Annotated in this window: 19 protein-coding genes; 8 read left to right on the plus strand and 11 right to left on the minus strand. The window is 63.0% G+C overall.

Features of this window, described 5'->3' with window-relative positions:
* Positions 1 to 90: 90 nt before the first annotated feature.
* Positions 91 to 1,485, plus strand: a complete 1,395-nt coding sequence (gene lpdA / locus OEZ49_RS21350) for a dihydrolipoyl dehydrogenase (protein WP_263390186.1) — start codon at positions 91 to 93, stop codon at positions 1,483 to 1,485.
* 60 nt (positions 1,486 to 1,545) lie between these two features.
* Here the strand turns inward: lpdA and OEZ49_RS21355 are convergent, their stop codons facing one another.
* Genes OEZ49_RS21355 through OEZ49_RS21365 form a run of 3 tightly spaced genes read right to left on the minus strand, consistent with a single transcriptional unit; the run spans position 1,546 to position 2,688 of the window.
* Positions 1,546 to 1,866 (minus strand): hypothetical protein, encoded by a 321-nt coding sequence (locus tag OEZ49_RS21355; RefSeq protein WP_263390187.1) that lies wholly within the window; start codon positions 1,864 to 1,866, stop codon positions 1,546 to 1,548.
* Between the two features lie 52 nt (positions 1,867 to 1,918).
* Positions 1,919 to 2,149, minus strand: coding sequence for a hypothetical protein (locus tag OEZ49_RS21360; protein WP_263390188.1), 231 nt, complete (start codon positions 2,147 to 2,149; stop codon positions 1,919 to 1,921).
* A gap of 29 nt (positions 2,150 to 2,178) precedes the next feature.
* Positions 2,179 to 2,688, minus strand: coding sequence for a vWA domain-containing protein (locus OEZ49_RS21365; protein ID WP_263390189.1), 510 nt, complete (start codon positions 2,686 to 2,688; stop codon positions 2,179 to 2,181).
* Positions 2,689 to 2,818: 130 nt separating this feature from the next.
* On the opposite strand from OEZ49_RS21365, the gene OEZ49_RS21370 reads away from it, so the two are divergent.
* Positions 2,819 to 3,379, plus strand: coding sequence for a class I SAM-dependent methyltransferase (locus OEZ49_RS21370; protein WP_263390190.1), 561 nt, complete (start codon positions 2,819 to 2,821; stop codon positions 3,377 to 3,379).
* Between the two features lie 6 nt (positions 3,380 to 3,385).
* Here the strand turns inward: OEZ49_RS21370 and OEZ49_RS21375 are convergent, their stop codons facing one another.
* On the minus strand, positions 3,386 to 3,745 hold the full coding sequence (locus OEZ49_RS21375; protein WP_263390191.1) for a rhodanese-like domain-containing protein: 360 nt from the start codon (positions 3,743 to 3,745) through the stop codon (positions 3,386 to 3,388).
* A gap of 180 nt (positions 3,746 to 3,925) precedes the next feature.
* Here OEZ49_RS21375 and uvrA point away from each other — a divergent pair, with 180 nt between their 5' ends.
* Positions 3,926 to 6,784 carry an excinuclease ABC subunit UvrA gene (uvrA, locus tag OEZ49_RS21380; RefSeq protein WP_263390192.1) on the plus strand — a complete coding sequence of 953 codons (2,859 nt, stop codon included), beginning with the start codon at positions 3,926 to 3,928 and terminating at the stop codon, positions 6,782 to 6,784.
* Positions 6,785 to 6,796: 12 nt separating this feature from the next.
* Here the strand turns inward: uvrA and OEZ49_RS21385 are convergent, their stop codons facing one another.
* Positions 6,797 to 7,012 (minus strand): hypothetical protein, encoded by a 216-nt coding sequence (locus tag OEZ49_RS21385; RefSeq protein ID WP_263390193.1) that lies wholly within the window; start codon positions 7,010 to 7,012, stop codon positions 6,797 to 6,799.
* Between the two features lie 280 nt (positions 7,013 to 7,292).
* On the minus strand, positions 7,293 to 7,742 hold the full coding sequence (locus OEZ49_RS21390) for an excinuclease ABC subunit A (protein ID WP_263390194.1): 450 nt from the start codon (positions 7,740 to 7,742) through the stop codon (positions 7,293 to 7,295).
* A gap of 122 nt (positions 7,743 to 7,864) precedes the next feature.
* Between OEZ49_RS21390 and OEZ49_RS21395 the strand changes: the two genes are divergently transcribed.
* Both OEZ49_RS21395 and OEZ49_RS21400 read left to right on the plus strand, forming a co-directional pair.
* A complete protein-coding gene (locus OEZ49_RS21395) occupies positions 7,865 to 8,650 on the plus strand; it encodes a helix-turn-helix transcriptional regulator (protein ID WP_263390195.1) in 786 nt (261 codons plus the stop codon).
* A gap of 51 nt (positions 8,651 to 8,701) precedes the next feature.
* The gene (locus OEZ49_RS21400) at positions 8,702 to 9,286 is read left to right on the plus strand and encodes a VOC family protein (RefSeq protein WP_263390196.1); all 585 of its coding nucleotides are present in this window, start codon (positions 8,702 to 8,704) and stop codon (positions 9,284 to 9,286) included.
* Positions 9,287 to 9,289: 3 nt separating this feature from the next.
* Here OEZ49_RS21400 and OEZ49_RS21405 read toward each other — a convergent pair whose 3' ends face one another.
* From OEZ49_RS21405 to OEZ49_RS21425, 5 genes are all read right to left on the minus strand, one after another.
* Positions 9,290 to 9,688, minus strand: a complete 399-nt coding sequence (locus tag OEZ49_RS21405; RefSeq protein WP_263390197.1) for a hypothetical protein — start codon at positions 9,686 to 9,688, stop codon at positions 9,290 to 9,292.
* Between the two features lie 178 nt (positions 9,689 to 9,866).
* On the minus strand, positions 9,867 to 10,739 hold the full coding sequence (mmsB, locus tag OEZ49_RS21410; protein WP_263390198.1) for a 3-hydroxyisobutyrate dehydrogenase: 873 nt from the start codon (positions 10,737 to 10,739) through the stop codon (positions 9,867 to 9,869).
* Positions 10,740 to 10,741: 2 nt separating this feature from the next.
* The gene (locus OEZ49_RS21415; RefSeq protein WP_263390199.1) at positions 10,742 to 11,782 is read right to left on the minus strand and encodes an enoyl-CoA hydratase/isomerase family protein; all 1,041 of its coding nucleotides are present in this window, start codon (positions 11,780 to 11,782) and stop codon (positions 10,742 to 10,744) included.
* 7 nt (positions 11,783 to 11,789) lie between these two features.
* Positions 11,790 to 12,932 (minus strand): acyl-CoA dehydrogenase family protein, encoded by a 1,143-nt coding sequence (locus OEZ49_RS21420; protein ID WP_263390200.1) that lies wholly within the window; start codon positions 12,930 to 12,932, stop codon positions 11,790 to 11,792.
* Positions 12,933 to 13,129: 197 nt separating this feature from the next.
* Complete coding sequence (locus OEZ49_RS21425; RefSeq protein ID WP_263390202.1) at positions 13,130 to 14,245, minus strand: carboxylate-amine ligase; 1,116 nt, start codon at positions 14,243 to 14,245, stop codon at positions 13,130 to 13,132.
* 135 nt (positions 14,246 to 14,380) lie between these two features.
* Here OEZ49_RS21425 and OEZ49_RS21430 point away from each other — a divergent pair, with 135 nt between their 5' ends.
* The 3 genes from OEZ49_RS21430 to OEZ49_RS21440 all read left to right on the plus strand — a co-directional run bounded on the left by OEZ49_RS21430 (position 14,381) and on the right by OEZ49_RS21440 (position 15,949).
* Entirely contained in the window at positions 14,381 to 15,226 is an 846-nt protein-coding gene (locus OEZ49_RS21430; RefSeq protein WP_263390203.1) for a class I SAM-dependent methyltransferase, read from the plus strand.
* A gap of 131 nt (positions 15,227 to 15,357) precedes the next feature.
* The gene (locus tag OEZ49_RS21435; RefSeq protein ID WP_263390204.1) at positions 15,358 to 15,705 is read left to right on the plus strand and encodes a hypothetical protein; all 348 of its coding nucleotides are present in this window, start codon (positions 15,358 to 15,360) and stop codon (positions 15,703 to 15,705) included.
* 13 nt (positions 15,706 to 15,718) lie between these two features.
* Positions 15,719 to 15,949: a hypothetical protein gene (locus tag OEZ49_RS21440; RefSeq protein ID WP_263390205.1), complete on the plus strand. Its 231-nt coding sequence runs from the start codon at positions 15,719 to 15,721 to the stop codon at positions 15,947 to 15,949.
* Positions 15,950 to 16,021 lie beyond the last annotated feature (72 nt).

Raw genomic sequence — 16,021 nt, forward strand, 5'->3', positions numbered from 1 at the left:
AATTTGTCGCGGAACGCTGTTGTTGAAGTCGTTTGAAAAATAGTTTAATGGTAAACTAGTTTTTGAAACAGGTCTGGCCGAGGGAAGAACATGGCTGCACAATCCTATGACGTGATCGTAATCGGTGCCGGACCGGGGGGCTATGTTGCCGCCATCCGCGCGGCGCAGCTGGGGCTCAAGACCTGTGTGGTCGAGCGCGAGCATCTGGGCGGCATCTGCCTGAACTGGGGTTGTATCCCGACCAAGGCGCTTCTTCGCTCGTCCGAAGTGTTCCACCTGATGGAGCGCGCCAAGGAATTCGGGCTGAAGGCCGACAATATCGGCTATGACCTCGACGCGGTGGTGAAACGCTCGCGCGGGGTGGCCAAGCAGCTCTCCAGCGGCATCGGTCACCTGATGAAGAAGAACAAGATCGACGTTGTGATGGGCGCGGCCACGATCCCGGCCAAGGGCAAGGTGTCGGTCAAGACCGACAAGGGCGCGCAGGATCTGACCGCCAAGAACATCATCCTCGCCACCGGAGCGCGCGCGCGTGAACTGCCGGGGCTCGAGGCGGACGGCGATCTGGTTTGGACCTACAAGCACGCGCTGCAACCGGTACGGATGCCCAAGAAACTGCTGGTGATCGGATCGGGCGCCATCGGCATCGAATTCGCCAGCTTCTACAACACGCTGGGCGCCGACACGACCGTGGTCGAGGTGATGGACCGCGTCCTGCCGGTCGAAGACGCCGAAATCAGCGCCTTCGCCAAGAAGAGCTTTGTCAAGCAAGGCATGAAGATCATGGAGAAATCCATGGTCAAGCAGCTCGACCGCGCCAAGGGCAAGGTGACCGCCCATATCGAGACCGGTGGCAAGGTCGAGAAGATGGAATTCGACACGGTGATCTCTGCCGTGGGCATCGTCGGCAACGTCGAAAACCTCGGGCTCGAAGCGCTCGGCGTCAAGATCGACCGCACCCATGTGGTGACTGATGCCTATTGCCGCACCGGGGTCGAGGGGCTTTATGCCATCGGCGATATCGCCGGCGCGCCCTGGCTGGCGCACAAGGCGTCCCACGAGGGTGTCATGGTGGCCGAACTGATCGCGGGCAAGCACGCCCACCCGGTCAAGCCCGAAAGCATCGCGGGCTGCACCTATTGCCACCCGCAGGTGGCATCGGTCGGCTATACCGAGGCCAAGGCCAAGGAACTGGGATACGACATCAAGGTCGGCCGCTTCCCCTTCATCGGCAATGGCAAGGCGATTGCATTGGGTGAGGCCGAAGGCATGGTCAAGACCATCTTCGACGCCAAGACGGGCGAGCTGCTGGGCGCCCATATGGTCGGCGCCGAGGTGACCGAGATGATCCAGGGCTATGTTGTGGGCCGCCAGCTGGAGACCACCGAGGAAGACCTGATGCACACGGTCTTCCCGCACCCGACGCTGAGCGAGATGATGCACGAAAGCGTTCTGGACGCTTACGGTCGCGTCATTCACATGTAAGATCAACCGCTTCTGCGGCAAAGCTAACCTTCGCCCAGTCATGCCGGGCGAGGGTTTTTCTTACTCCACCACCACCGCGCGGCGGGCCAGGATACGCGCGCCCGCGACGGTCGAAACATAGCGCAGCTCATATGTGCCGGGCGTGTCCGGGGCCTGTAACTGCACGGTCGCGCCATCGCTGGTATAGGCATAGCCGAGATAATCCAGCACGCCCGCATCCGGGGTGACAAAGGTGACATAGTCGCCGTCATAGGCCGGGCCGGTATCGGTCACCGCCACCATGCCGCCCGCCGCCACCCGCTCGGGCGCCGCGAGCGTCAAGGTCAGGTCGGTCACGGTAATCGGCAGGCGGGCGCGGGTCTTTATCCCATCCGACAGCAAATAACGGATCTCTTATTCGCCCGGCGACACCGGCCGGCGCACCAGCAGCGGGTTACCCTTGGCGGTGCAGATAGCTAGCGTCGTTCGCCCCAAACGGACCGGCGATCAGATAATCACCGTGGTCATCGGGACCGGTACTGGTGACCTCGACCATGCCACCCGCAGTCAGCGCCGCGCCCAACTCCTCGGCATTGGCGGCGCTGCGAAAGGTGCCGCCGGTGTGATCGGTCAGGCATAGCATCTGCGCCAGCGCCTGCGGGTCGTCGATGTCGAACCCCTCCACAAGGGCGGTGAAATAGACGCCCGCCGCTTCTAGTGCGGCGACGGTGGCGCAGGGGGCGGCGTCGCAGGGCTCGACCCGCCCGAGACCAGGATCACGATCGCCTTCTCCTCGGTATAGCGCAGCGCCTCGGCGGCCTGACGCACCGCGTCCAGCATCGGCGTCTTGCCCTTGGGCTTCAGCCCGGCCACCGCCTCGGCGATCGCCGTGCGATTGCCCGGCGCGGGCAGGGCCAGCGTTTTGATATCGCTGCAACCGCCCTTGCGCCGGTGCCCATAAACCATCAGCCCCAGCGGCTGATCAGCGGGCAGGGTGGCCAGCAGGTCGCTCGCGATCCGGCAGGCAATCTCGATTTTCGCCGCGCCCTCGATTTGACCCCACATCGACCCCGACGCGTCCAGCACCAGAATGGCCGAGGCCGCTCCTGCGCGGCAAGGCTCAAGGGACGACAACAGGCCAGCGCGGCCCAACCAATCCGTTTCATTCAATACCCCGTATTCAAAGCGAAATCCGCCGCGCAATCCCGCAGCATGGTCAGGCATTACGAGGTCAGGAAAACGCGAAAAGGGGGAAAATGTCGCTGTCTGGCACATTCGCGCGCAAATGCGTCCCGCGCGACTGGACGCACCGCGCACAGGCTGCTTTCCTGCCACCCAAAGCACGGAGTTAGCAGTGACCAGTTTGAACCGGATTGTCATGGCACGGTCGAGTCGCAGTATGATCAAGGATCTCGGCCCCGACCGGTTGGATGCTGCCGAGGTCTCGGGCAAATGGGGCCAGCAATTCACCTTTCGCAGCTATCGCCGCTTCATCTATCCCGAATACGATATCTGTGCCGGTCCCTATCGGGATGAGGCGGGCCAGATCCTGTCCTTTGACCTGATCATGGCCAATCAGGTTTGGGAGCACCTCGACCGCCCTTACGAGGCGACGTTGAACGTTTTGGAGATGCTGCGGCCCGGCGGGCATTTCTGGCTTGCCGTGCCATTCTTTATCCCGTTTCACGCAGCCCCGATGGATAATTCCCGCTGGTCGGCGCGCGGGCTCAGAAACTTTCTCACCGAATGCGGGTTCGACGAGGATGAAATCCGGGCCGAGCAATGGGGCAACCGTCACGCCGCGCTGCGCAATCTCGAAACGCCCTGGCCGCCGGAATATCACCCCGAGACCGACCCGCTGGACAACGACCCCGATTTCCCGATCTGCGCCTGGGCGCTGGCGCGCAAGACCTGAGACGGCTCAGCCGCGTTCCAGCGCGCCGCCCGCCTGAACCCAATGGCCCAGACCGCCGATATTGTGGACCGGATCAAACCCCAGCCCGCGCAGGATGGATTCGGCATGCGCTGACCGGCCTCCCGACGCGCAGTAGACCGCGATCGGTCCGGCATCGGTCAGCAGCGGGTGGAAATCCGGGTGCCGCCGGTCTGCCATGTTGCGCAGGCGCATCAGCGGGATATGCAGCGCGCCCTTGGCCTTGCCGGTGGACTGAACCTCACCATGCTCGCGCACGTCGATCAGCAAAAGACCGCCGTTTGCCGCCTGTTGCACGGCATCGGCCACGGATGAACCAACGCGAGAGGGTTTCTTGAAAAAGAACATGTCGCCTGCCTGAAAATGAGCGTTAGAGCCCGGGAAAGATGCCCTGAATTTAACATTCAAAAAAGTGAATGTAATGGGTAAATGTTGCGCTTGTGATTTGTTCCCTTTACGTTCTGTTAATTGGGTTGGAGACTCGCAGCATATCGCCTATCTGTTGCGCATTGGGTCCGAGGGCAGTTCATGGCTGAGCAGAAGTTCATCGAGGTACGCGGCGCGCGCGAGCATAATCTCAAAGGGATCGACGTGGATATTCCGCGCGATCAGCTGGTGGTGATCACTGGCCTTTCCGGCTCGGGCAAGTCGAGCCTGGCCTTTGACACGATCTATGCCGAAGGTCAGCGGCGCTATGTCGAAAGCCTCAGCGCCTATGCGCGCCAGTTTCTGGACATGATGGAAAAGCCGGATGTGGACCATATCAGCGGTCTGTCCCCGGCCATTTCCATCGAGCAGAAGACCACCAGCAAGAACCCCCGCTCGACCGTCGGTACGGTGACCGAGATCTACGACTATATGCGCCTGTTGTTCGCGCGTGCGGGCACGCCCTATAGCCCCGCCACTGGCCAACCCATCGAGGCGCAGCAGGTGCAGGACATGGTCGACCGGATCATGGCGATGGAGGAGGGCACGCGCGGCTATCTGCTGGCCCCCATCGTGCGCGACCGCAAGGGCGAATACCGCAAGGAATTCCTGGAGCTGCGCAAGCAGGGCTTCCAGCGGGTCAAGGTGGACGGCCAGTTCTACGAGCTGGACGAGCCGCCCACGCTCGACAAGAAGTTCCGCCACGATATCGACGTGGTGGTCGACCGGATCGTGGTGCGCGAAGGGCTTGAAACCCGGCTGGCCGACAGCCTGCGCACCGCGCTCGATCTCGCTTCGGGCATCGCCATTCTGGAAACCGCGCCCAGTGAAGGTGAGCCCGAGCGCATCACCTTTTCCGAGAATTTCGCCTGCCCGGTCTCGGGTTTCACCATCCCCGAGATCGAACCCCGCCTGTTCTCGTTCAACGCGCCCTATGGCGCCTGTCCGAAATGCGACGGACTGGGCGTCGAGCTGTTCTTTGACGAGCGTCTGGTTGTCCCCGACCAGAGCCTCAAGGTCTATGACGGCGCGCTGGCGCCCTGGCGCAAGGGCAAGTCGCCGTATTTCCTGCAAACCATCGAGGCCATCGCCCGCCACTACCAGTTCGACAAGAACACCCCCTGGAAGGATCTGCCGGAACAGGTGCAGCAGGTTTTCCTTTATGGCTCGGGCGAAGAGGAAATCCAGTTCCGCTATGACGAGGGCGGCCGCGTCTATCAGGTCACCCGCAGTTTCGAAGGCGTCATTCCCAACATGGAACGCCGCTATCGCGAGACCGACAGTAACTGGATCCGCGAGGAGTTCGAGCAATACCAGAACAACCGCCCCTGCGGCACCTGCGGCGGTTACCGGCTCAAGCCCGAGGCGCTGGCGGTCAAGATCGCGGGCCTGCATGTGGGACAGGTGGTGCAGATGTCGATCAAGGAGGCCTATGCCTGGATCGACACCGCGCCCGCCGCGCTGAGCGCCCAGAAAAACGAGATTGCCCGCGCCATTCTCAAGGAAATCCGCGAGCGGCTGGGTTTCCTGAATAACGTGGGATTGGAATACCTTACACTGTCCCGTTCAAGTGGCACGCTCTCGGGCGGCGAAAGCCAGCGCATCCGCCTGGCCAGCCAGATCGGCTCGGGCCTCACCGGCGTGCTCTATGTGCTCGACGAACCCTCCATCGGGCTGCACCAGCGCGATAACGACCGCCTGCTGACCACGCTCAAGAACCTGCGCGATCAGGGCAACACGGTGATCGTTGTCGAACATGACGAGGAAGCGATCCGCGAGGCCGATTACGTGTTCGACATCGGCCCCGGTGCCGGCGTACATGGCGGCCGCGTGGTCAGCCACGGCACGCCTTCGCAGATCGCCGCAGATCCGGCCTCGGTCACAGGCCAATACCTGTCGGGCAGTCGCGAGATTTCAGTCCCTGCCGAACGCCGCCCCGGCAATGGCAAGAAGCTGACCGTGGTCAAGGCCACCGGCAACAACCTGCGCGAGGTCACCGCCGATTTCCCGCTGGGAAAGTTCGTCTGTGTCACCGGCGTCTCGGGCGGGGGCAAGTCGACGCTGACCATCGAGACCCTGTTCAAGACTGCCAGCATGCGGCTCAATGGCGCCCGCCAGACGCCCGCGCCCTGCGAGACGATCAAGGGGCTGGAATTCCTTGACAAGGTGATCGACATCGACCAGCGCCCCATCGGGCGCACCCCGCGCAGTAACCCCGCCACCTATACCGGTGCCTTCACGCCGATCCGCGACTGGTTCGCGGGCCTGCCCGAGGCCAAGGCGCGCGGCTACAAACCGGGGCGGTTCAGCTTCAACGTCAAGGGCGGCCGGTGTGAGGCATGCCAGGGTGACGGCGTCATCAAGATTGAAATGCACTTCCTGCCCGATGTCTATGTCACCTGCGAAACCTGCAAGGGCGCGCGCTATAACCGCGAGACGCTAGAGGTGAAGTTCAAGGGCAAGAGCATCGCCGATGTCCTTGATATGACTGTGGAAGATGCGCAAGATTTCTTCAAGGCCGTGCCCTCGATCCGCGAAAAGATGGACGCGCTTTCCCGCGTCGGTCTTGGCTATATCAAGGTTGGCCAGCAGGCCACGACGCTTTCGGGGGGCGAGGCGCAGCGGGTGAAGCTCAGCAAGGAGCTCAGCCGCCGATCGACCGGCCGCACGCTCTATATCCTGGATGAACCCACCACGGGCCTGCATTTCGAGGACGTGCGCAAACTCCTCGAAGTGCTGCATGAGCTGGTCGAACAGGGCAACACGGTGGTGGTGATCGAACACAATCTGGATGTGGTCAAAACCGCCGACTGGATCATCGATATCGGCCCCGAGGGCGGCGATGGCGGCGGCATGATCGTGGCCCAGGGCACGCCGGAGGATGTGGCCGCAACCGAGCGCAGCCACACTGGGCGCTACCTGAAACCGATGCTCAACCCCGAACGTGTGGCGGCAGAGTGAGACGCCACGCGATCAGGACTTGAACGCGGCATTGGCCAGATGCGTGACCCTTTCCAGAATGACGCGTGAACTTGGGTTCGCGCGATAGATCTGGCCATCGACCTTGAAGTACCACCAGCCGCTCTCGACCGGTGGAAGCCCGTAATAGGCGGTGTTGATCAGCACCATCGCGTTGTCGGGCAGGCGGGCTCCTTCGCTCAGGCCGCCTGAGGAAGGTTCTACGGACATGAAACGTGCAGGCGACGGCGTGTTGCAAGACGCATCGGCGCTGTTGTCGTCAGTACAAGCAGCCTGGGCGGGGGTGGTTGTCGTCAGCACGAGCAACGCCAGTGCCGTTGCGTGATACCGCATCGGATCCATACTCCATACCAAATTTTTGTTGTGTGAAGGATGAACGCCGCTTTGGCCGCTTTGGTTCCCGGACTGAAAAGCAAAATGTGTTCCACAGCGCGCGATACAGGGATCAACCGCTTTGGCTGGGCTACTTCGGAGGCAAACGGGGGCGGCCCTATTTGCTTGGGGCGGATGTGGACGGTGTCCCTTGCGCACGCCGCCCGAGCAACGGCACCAGGAACAGGGCCAGAAATCCGCTGTTCATCACTACGTTGAACGCGGCCCCGGCCAGCACCGATCCGGCGCTGTCGATCACGAACCAGGCCAGAACCCCGCGCAGGATGATCCGCCCGCCGGTTTCGGGGTCGCGGGCATAGACGTCGCGCACCACCTGCCAGATCATCACCCCCAGCCCGGTCAGCAAGCCGCCGCTGATCGCGGTCAGCAGCCGCGCGGTCGGGGTATCCAAACGGTCCGCCCCGTCGATGGGCAGGATGGCAAGATCAAGAAACATCTCGAACACGGCGCGCTGGTCCAGCGCGACGGTGGCGAACATGGCCAACCCGAACAGCGCGGTGGCGATGGCGGCAAGCGACAGCAGGCGGGTGGCGCGGTCATGGGTCATCTCAACTCTCCATTTCTGATGCTGGGGCCAGCCTGCCACCTCGGGCCGCCGCAAAACAATTACCTCTGGGGTAAGTGAAACCCGCGCCCGATGCCCTATGCTGGGACAAGCGGAGGGCAGGGATGATGGACACGTTCGGAGATGTGCTGAAGGAATGGCGACAGCTGCGCCGGATGAGCCAGATGGAACTGGGCCTGTCGGCAGGTGTCTCGCCGCGTCATGTCTCGTTTCTCGAGACCGGCCGCGCCCGGCCCAGCCGGGGCATGGTGCTGCGGCTCTGTGACGAACTGGAGGTGCCGGGCAGCGCCCGCAACCGCTGGCTCACCTCGGCGGGGCTGGCGCCCGCCTATCACAGCCGGGCAGGCGACGCACCCGAAATGGCACCGCTCTCGCAGGCGGTCGACTGGATGCTGACCCGCCACGCACCCTATCCGGCGATGGCGGTGGACCGGCACTGGTGCCTCAAGGCGATGAACCGCCCGGCCCAGGCGATGTTCGCCGCCACCGGGCTGGGCGCGGGCGACAGCCTGATCGACGCGCTGCTCGACAATCCGGCGCTAGCGGCGGCACTGGAAAACCGGGCCGAAATCGAACGTCTGAGCCTGGCGCGCCTGCGCACTGAACTGGCCCATTTCGGCCGCGATCCGGTGCTGGAATGGGCAGTGGGGCGGCTGGCGGACAGAGTCGCCGCCCAGCCCGGCACCGCAGTCGATCAGATGCCCGCCGTGATCCCGGCCCGTTACCGGCTGGGGGACAGGGTACTGTCTTTCTTCACCACGATCACCCAGTTTGGCGCCACCGGCGACATCGCCATGTCCGAACTCAGGATCGAGATGTTCTTTCCCGCCGACGACGCCACCCGGCAAGCGACAGAGGCGATCTGGGGGAATGCAGCGCCTGGTGATTGAGAGATCGCGCCATCGCGCTATGCTGTATCCGGGGAGCAGAGGAGGACGACAATGCGCAAGTTGCAGACCCAGGGCGTGCATCACATCACCCTGACCGGCGCCGACCGGCAGAGCACCATCGACTTCTGGGAGGGGGTGCTGGGCATGCCCTTCGTGTTTGACCAGCCCAATCTCGACAACCCGGACGAGGGGCATGTCTATTTCGACCCGGGCGACGGGCGCTTGATCACCGTCTTTACCAACGAGACACGCAAAGGCACGCCCGACCGAACGCCCACCGATCCGGGCTGCGTGCATCACATCGCCTTCAACGTGTCACAGGCGACCTTCTGGCAGGCGGTCGAACGGCTGGACGAACGCGGTATCGACCATTCCGGCCCGCGCGACCGGGGTTTCATGGATTCGATCTATTTCAAGGACCCGCTGGGCCTGTTGATCGAATTGGCCAGCTACCGGTTCGAGCCGCCCGTGGGCTGCACCCATGCCGATGTGCTGCTGCGTGCCCACCGCATCCGCGTGGCGCGCGGCGATTACAACATCGACCGCATCCACCTGGCGGATGCGATCGAAGAGCTTGTATCTGCGCGACAGGACAGCCTGTCGGGCGACCGCGCGCCGAAAGATCCCTGGCGCTGAGCCTTAGTTCAGGATATCGGCCACCGCGCCGATCAGGTTCAGCACCTTATGGGTGTCGCGATCAATCTGGTAGACATAGTCGCCCGCCCGCACGTAATAGCCGTCCCGCTTCAGGCCATAGCGATAAGGGTCGTCGATGCGGAAATAGTCACGCGGGATATAGTCGCCGATGCCATAGCGCGCCTTCACCTGTCCGGGCGGCACGCAGGGAACGGCCTTCTTGGCCAGTCCGGGCGGGCAATGCACCGAGACGGTCGTATTGGCCGGGCGGGTGACCTTGACCGTTTTTTCAACCTTGTGGGGGGCCTTGCCATTTCCCTTGCCGTTTCCATTTCCCGCCAGGGCAGGGGCAGCAGCAAGGGCCAGGCTCAGCACCAGCGAAGCAGAGATCATCCGTTTCATGTCATCAACTCCATCTTGCGACCGGGACTCCGGCCTCTCTCTCGTCAGATGGGGCATGCGCGGCGCAACTGCAAACCTCTGCGCAAGAAACCGCCGGTGAACACACCGGCGGCCGCCTTCTTTCTGGTCGGAAATACTCCGGGGTGAATTGGCCGCAGGCCAAGAGGGGCGGCGCCCCTCAGCTGCGTCCGCGTTTTTCGAACCGGGGCAGCATGGCGCTGAAATCCATGCCCTTGCCATCCTCGTCCTCGACAAAGCGGGCATAAAGCGCCTCGGCCAGCTGGCCCATCGGCGTATCCGCATCGGCGCTGCCGGCGGCCTGCTGGCTCAGCCGCAGATCCTTCAGCATCAGTTCGGCGGCGAACCCGGGTTTGTATCCGTTATCGGCGGGCGATTGCGGCCCCACACCCGGCGCCGGGCAATAGGCGTTCATCGTCCAGCTATAGCCCGACGAGGTCGAGACCACGTCGAACATCTTCTGCCGGTCCAGCCCCAGCTTGTCAGCCAGCGCAAAGGCCTCGCAAGTGGCGATCATGGTCACGCCCAGGATCATGTTGTTGCAGATCTTGGCCGCCTGTCCGGCGCCTGCATCGCCGCAATGCACGGCCTTCTGTCCCATGATGTCGAACAGAGGCCTGGCCTTGTCGAACGCCGCTTCCGAGCCGCCCGCCATGAAGGTCAGCGTGCCCGCCGCCGCGCCACCGATGCCGCCCGAGACCGGCGCGTCAACGGGCAAGAGCCCGGCCGCCTCGGCATCCGCCGCCACCGCGCGGGCGCTGTCCACATCGACGGTCGAGCAATCGACCAGCGCCGCGCCCGCTGTCATCGCCGGGATCACCTCGGCGGCAACGGCGCGCAGGATCTGGCCGTTGGGCAGCATGGTCACCACCACATCGGCGCCGCGTGCGGCCTCGGCCGCGCTGGCCGCGCGGGTCACACCCGCGACCTCGACCGGCGCCATGTCAAACCCGGTCACCTCGTGACCCGCCTTGGCGAGGTTGGCCGCCATCGGCGCCCCCATATTGCCCAGACCGATGAACCCGATTTTCATGCCTATTCCTCCTCGAATGTCAGCGCCTCGGCGCCCAAAGGCTGCAACATGGCCGATACCGCCACCGCAGGCACCGTCAGATCGGCATATTGCCAGCGCGGATTGCGATCCTTGTCGATGATCTGGGCGCGGATCCCTTCCAGGAAATCGCCCTTTTCCATCGCACGATAAGTGAAGCGGTACTCCAGCTCCAGCGCCTTGCGGATGGTCAATGTCGCGCCGCGCAGCCGATGCAGCATCTCAACCGTACAGGCCATCGACAGCGGTGAATTCCGTCCCAGGCTGGCGCGCGTTTTCTCCGAAAACTCTCCGGCATCGGTCCGCAATGACATCAGGATATCCCCCAGCGTCTCGCCGCCGAAATGCCGGTCGATCTCACCCTGCATCGCGCGCAACTCGCCCGGGGGCGGGGTCTGTGCATGCGGCGCCAGCAGCGCCGGATCGCCCGAGGCCTCGAGCATCTCGATCAGCCCCTCCCAGTCACCTTGCGGGATATAGAGATCGGCAAACCCCGCAAAAATCGCGTCATCGGGCCCCATCCGCCCGGCGGTGGTGCCCAGATATTCACCCAGCCGCCCCGGTGCCAGCGCCAGCATCAGCGTGCCGCCCACGTCCGGAACAAGCCCGATGCCGCATTCGGGCATGGCGATCTTGCTGCTTTCGCCCACCACCCGGTGCGAGCCGTGACAGCCGATGCCGACACCGCCGCCCATGGTGAACCCCTGCATGAAGCTCACAACCGGCTTGGGATATTCGAAGATCATCGCATTCATGCGATATTCGTCGCGCCAGAAGGTGCGCCCGTACCCATAGTCGCCCTGGGTGCCGGTATCATACAGCTCGGCAATGTCGCCCCCGGCGCAAAACGCCTTGTCGCCTTCGGCATCCAGGATCACCAGCGCGACGTCGTCATCCTCGCGCCAGTTCCTCAGCGCCGCGTCGATCGCCATGCACATGTCATAGCTCATCGCGTTCAGCGCCTGCGGGCGGGTCAGGGTGATCCGCCCGGCGCGTCCCGTGACCCGGATGTCGATATCTGTCATCTGATCCTCAGCGGTTGGCCAGCATGTGGCGGGCGGTGATCACCCGCATGATCTCGTTGGTGCCTTCCAGGATCTGGTGCACCCGCAGGTCACGCACCAGCTTCTCGATCCCGTAATCGGCAAGATAGCCGTATCCGCCATGAAGTTGCAGGCACTGATCCACCACTTTCGAACCTGTCTCGGTCACGAATTTCTTGGCCATGGCGCAGAACTTGGTGGCGTCGGGCGCCTTGTTGTCCAGCTTCCACGCCGCCTGCCGCAGGAAGGTGCGCGCCGCCTGCAACTCGATCTCCATATCCGCCAGCCGGAATTGCAGTGCCTGGAACTGGTCGATGGATTTACCAAAGGCCTTGCGCTCGCCCATGTATTGCAGCGTCATGTTCAGCGCCGTCTGCGCCGCGCCCAGGCTGCACGAGGCGATATTCAGCCGCCCGCCATCCAGCCCCATCATCGCGTATTTGAACCCGTCGCCCTCGATCCCCACCAGGTTGCCCGCGGGCACCTTGCAATCGTCGAACTGCACCTGGGCTGTGGGCTGGCTCTTCCAGCCCATCTTCTGTTCCAGTGCGCCAAAGCTCAGGCCGGGTGTGCCATCCTCGACATAGACGGTGGAAATGCCCTTGGGCCCGTCCTCGCCGGTGCGCACCATGCAGACATAGGCATCGGAATAGCCGCCGCCCGAAATGAATGCCTTGGTGCCGTTGAGCGTATAACCCTCGTTGGTCTTTTCCGCCCGCGTCTTCAGCGCCGCCGCGTCCGAGCCGGACCCCGGCTCGGTCAGGCAATAGCTCAGCACCGTCTTGAGCGACAGCACGTCCGGCATCACCCGCGCCTTCAATTGATCGCTGGCGAAATTGTCCAGCATCTTGGCGCACATGTTGTGGATCGACAGAAAGGCCGCCACCGAAGGGCAGGCCATGCTGAGCGCCTCGAACACCAGCGTCGCATCCAGCCGGGTCAGCCCGGCGCCGCCGGCTTCCTCGGACACATAGAGCCCGCCAAAACCCAGCTCGCCCACCTGCGGCCAAAGCTCCTTGGGAATGGTGCCCTCGGCCTCCCATTGCCGGGCATAGGGCGCGATATTGTCCTGGCCGAATGCGTGGGCCATGTCGAAGATCGCGGTCTGTTCCTCGGTCAGTGCAAAATCCATGACGTCTCCTCCATCGGCGGACAGCAGAAATGAACAGTTGTTTATTTCTTACCGCCACGCCCCTGTCCGATCAAGCTCCAATGCCGCAAACGCCCCTTGCAGAAATGCAAAGCGCACCACCCAAAAGACCCATTCACTTTGCCCTAAATACTCCGGGGTGAATTGGCCGCAGGCCAAAAGGGGCAGCGCCCCTCAGCCTACAGATCGGCGTGGAACTCCTCGATCAGGTGGCGCACCACGGCCTGTCCCGCATCCTCGCCCCGGGCCAGCGCCTCGGCATGGACCCGGCGCTGACGGGTGGCCGAGTTGCCATGTTCGGCGATCTGCCGCAGCCGGGCGATCTCGGGCAGGGTGCCCAGCGCCTCGGCATCTTCCGACAGCATCCCCATCAGCTCGTCCATCAGCACCGTCATCGGCTTGATCGAGCGGTCGCCAAAGTCGATCAGCCCTTCGCCTACGCCATAACGCTGCGCGCGCCAGCGGTTCTCGCCTATCAGGAACCGGTCATAATGGCGCCAGCGCAGGTTGCGCGCCTTCAATCGGCACAGCATCCGCATCAATGCCTGGTTCATCGCCGCCAGCGACAGCGCGTGCTCCAGCCGCGGCTGCACATCCATGATCCGCGTTTCCAGCGTCGGAAACCGGTGCGACGGGCGCAGATCCCACCAGATCTTGGTGGTGTCCTCGATCACCCCCAGCTCCACCAGGATCCCCGTGGTGCGCTCATACTCTGCCCAGCTTGTAAACGTGGGTGGCAGTCCGGTGCGCGGCAGGTTGTCAAAGATGGTCAGCCGATAGGAGGACAGGCCGGTATCCTCGCCATTCCAGAAGGGTGAGGAGGCCGACAGCGCCAGAAGATGCGGCAGGAAATAGCTTAACTGTGGCATCAGATCGGCACGCAGGGCCTTATCCTCGACCCCGATATGCACATGCATGCCACAAATCAGCATCCGCCGCGCCACCCCGCCCAGCGCATGTTGCAGCGCGTCGTAACGCTCCTTGCGGGTGTGATGCTGGTCCTTCCAGTTGGCGAACGGGTGGCACGAGACAGCAATCGGGACCAGATTATGCTCTCCCGCTCGTTGCGACACACAGGCGCGCAGCCGTTTCAGATCATCGCGGGCAGAGGCGATGGTGGTATGCGGGCGGGTGCCGACCTCGATCTGACATTGCAGGAACTCGGGGCTGACCTGGCCTTCGAAATCGGCCTGGCAGGCCTCCATCAAAGCGGCGGGGGCCTCGGCCAGTTGCAGGCTGTCTCGGTCAACCAGCAGGTATTCCTCTTCGATCCCAAGCGTGTATTCCGTCTGCATGGTCCCTCCCGTTTGGCCGTGTTGGACCAGTGAACAGGCATCGGACCCGTTTCTCAAGCAGGAATGCCATTGGATCGCGGGCGCGAGCCGGTTATGCAACGGGCTGGAACTGGTGGCGGACAACAGGTGAGAGCGGTGAAAAAGCGGAAGTTTCCAAAGGCCAACGCGTTGCTGTCCCGGTGGGGGATGGCGCTTGTCGATGCCCGCGAAGGGAGCGCCGAACAAGAGCGGCTGCGCGACTTCGAAGCGCGCGGCGGCCTCGACGGCATCGCCTATGCGCTCAGCCCAGGGATGGACGGGTTCGACCTTTCGCAACTGGTTGCCGATTACACGGCCCATACCGATGACCTTGCAGCGCTGCACGATCCAGAGCGGAACCAGACGGGGTATCGCGGCAACAACGGCTATTACGACACACCCGATGCCGAGGCGCTCTATCTGATGGTCCGCCGCTATCAGCCGCGCCAGGTGATCGAGGTCGGTTGCGGCAACTCGACCCGGATCACCCGTCAGGCCATTCTTGACGGTGGGCTGGCCACCACGATCACCGCCATCGACCCCTGGCCGCGCGCCGATATCGCGCATGTGGTCGACCGGTTCGAACAGAAACGGTTGGAAGAGGTCGACCCGGCCCTGTTCGCCGCACTGGGTGCAGGCGACATCCTGTTCATCGATTCAAGCCACCAGGTGCGGATGAGCAACGATGTCGCGCATCTCTTCTGCCGGATCATCCCGGCGCTGGCACCGGGCGTGGTGATCCATGTGCATGACGTGTTCTTGCCCTATGAATACCCCAAACGGTTCTTTTATGACTGCCCCTCTTGGGCGGAACAGTATGTCCTGCACGCGCTGATCCAATCGGGCGGTTTTGAAATCCTCTGGCCCGGCTACTACTTGCAACGCGCGCGACCAGATGCTGTGGCGGCGCTGCCGTTCCTAGGGCAGGGGCGGGCGCAATCCTTCTGGATCCGCAAGATCTGAACTGTTTCCGGCCTTGCCACAATCTTGTCCAACTTCGGTGAGACACAGTACAAAACGGAACAAACGGGGCTGAGGCCCAGTGTAAAACGGTCAATTTCGGGTACAATCCAACAAGATTGGAGAGGGACGGCATGATGCGTGTGACGGTTCTGATCTTTGCGCATTCTGCCGGGTCGGGGTTTTCCGGCGCCGCATTGGCGGACGAAACCCAGCCTGTCAAACCCGACCAAACCTCCACCACAGAGCGGTTCGACCCCCTGATCTGGGCGGAAACGGTCTTGCGCAACCGGGTCGATCTGAGCGCGGGCGCCTTGCCAAATGGCAGTGAAACAGGACCCTTTGCCCTGAGCGCCGCAGTTCCTTTTGTCGACACCAGAGGCATGCGGTTTTCTCTCGTCGGCGCGCTGGCCTGGGATCCGGATCTGGCTAAGAAATCGCGGTACTCCCTTGGTAGGGGCCTTTCGCAACAGCTATGGTGAAGGCTCGATTGGCGTGTCGGGGGCATATCCCCTGTACCGGACCGAGAACTGGGGGTTCGATCTGTTCGCCGGCCTTGCCTGGTATCCCGGCAACGGAGACCAGTTTAACCATGCCGTGGATGACATGGCGCCGCTGGTTAGCGTGCAGATGCGCTATCGCAATCTGTTCATTCAGGCTTTGCCAAGGGGTGGCAACGCGGTCGATGCCACCCTGACCTATGGTCTGACGTTTCCGCTGAACTAGGGTCTGTTGAGATTCACTTTGAGTTCAGGAGAGCGGCGCAGGCATTGATGATTGCCGTAAAGCTGAGGTCTG

Source organism: Ruegeria marisflavi (genome assembly GCF_025673445.1).
In the GTDB taxonomy this organism is placed as follows: domain Bacteria; phylum Pseudomonadota; class Alphaproteobacteria; order Rhodobacterales; family Rhodobacteraceae; genus Ruegeria_B; species Ruegeria_B marisflavi.

Bases quoted from the DNA above. Each gene is read 5' to 3' on its own strand.
- OEZ49_RS21420 (WP_263390200.1), bottom strand. From the start codon at position 12,932: ATGGATTTTGCACTGACCGAGGAACAGACCGCGATCTTCGACATGGCC.
- uvrA (WP_263390192.1), top strand. From the start codon at position 3,926: ATGGCTGAGCAGAAGTTCATCGAGGTACGCGGCGCGCGCGAGCATAAT.
- OEZ49_RS21375 (WP_263390191.1), bottom strand. From the start codon at position 3,745: ATGTTCTTTTTCAAGAAACCCTCTCGCGTTGGTTCATCCGTGGCCGAT.
- OEZ49_RS21435 (WP_263390204.1), top strand. From the start codon at position 15,358: ATGATGCGTGTGACGGTTCTGATCTTTGCGCATTCTGCCGGGTCGGGG.
- mmsB (WP_263390198.1), bottom strand. From the start codon at position 10,739: ATGAAAATCGGGTTCATCGGTCTGGGCAATATGGGGGCGCCGATGGCG.
- OEZ49_RS21400 (WP_263390196.1), top strand. From the start codon at position 8,702: ATGCGCAAGTTGCAGACCCAGGGCGTGCATCACATCACCCTGACCGGC.
- OEZ49_RS21365 (WP_263390189.1), bottom strand. From the start codon at position 2,688: ATGCCTGACCATGCTGCGGGATTGCGCGGCGGATTTCGCTTTGAATAC.
- OEZ49_RS21425 (WP_263390202.1), bottom strand. From the start codon at position 14,245: ATGCAGACGGAATACACGCTTGGGATCGAAGAGGAATACCTGCTGGTT.
- OEZ49_RS21395 (WP_263390195.1), top strand. From the start codon at position 7,865: ATGATGGACACGTTCGGAGATGTGCTGAAGGAATGGCGACAGCTGCGC.
- lpdA (WP_263390186.1), top strand. From the start codon at position 91: ATGGCTGCACAATCCTATGACGTGATCGTAATCGGTGCCGGACCGGGG.
- OEZ49_RS21415 (WP_263390199.1), bottom strand. From the start codon at position 11,782: ATGACAGATATCGACATCCGGGTCACGGGACGCGCCGGGCGGATCACC.
- OEZ49_RS21405 (WP_263390197.1), bottom strand. From the start codon at position 9,688: ATGAAACGGATGATCTCTGCTTCGCTGGTGCTGAGCCTGGCCCTTGCT.
- OEZ49_RS21390 (WP_263390194.1), bottom strand. From the start codon at position 7,742: ATGACCCATGACCGCGCCACCCGCCTGCTGTCGCTTGCCGCCATCGCC.
- OEZ49_RS21385 (WP_263390193.1), bottom strand. From the start codon at position 7,012: ATGTCCGTAGAACCTTCCTCAGGCGGCCTGAGCGAAGGAGCCCGCCTG.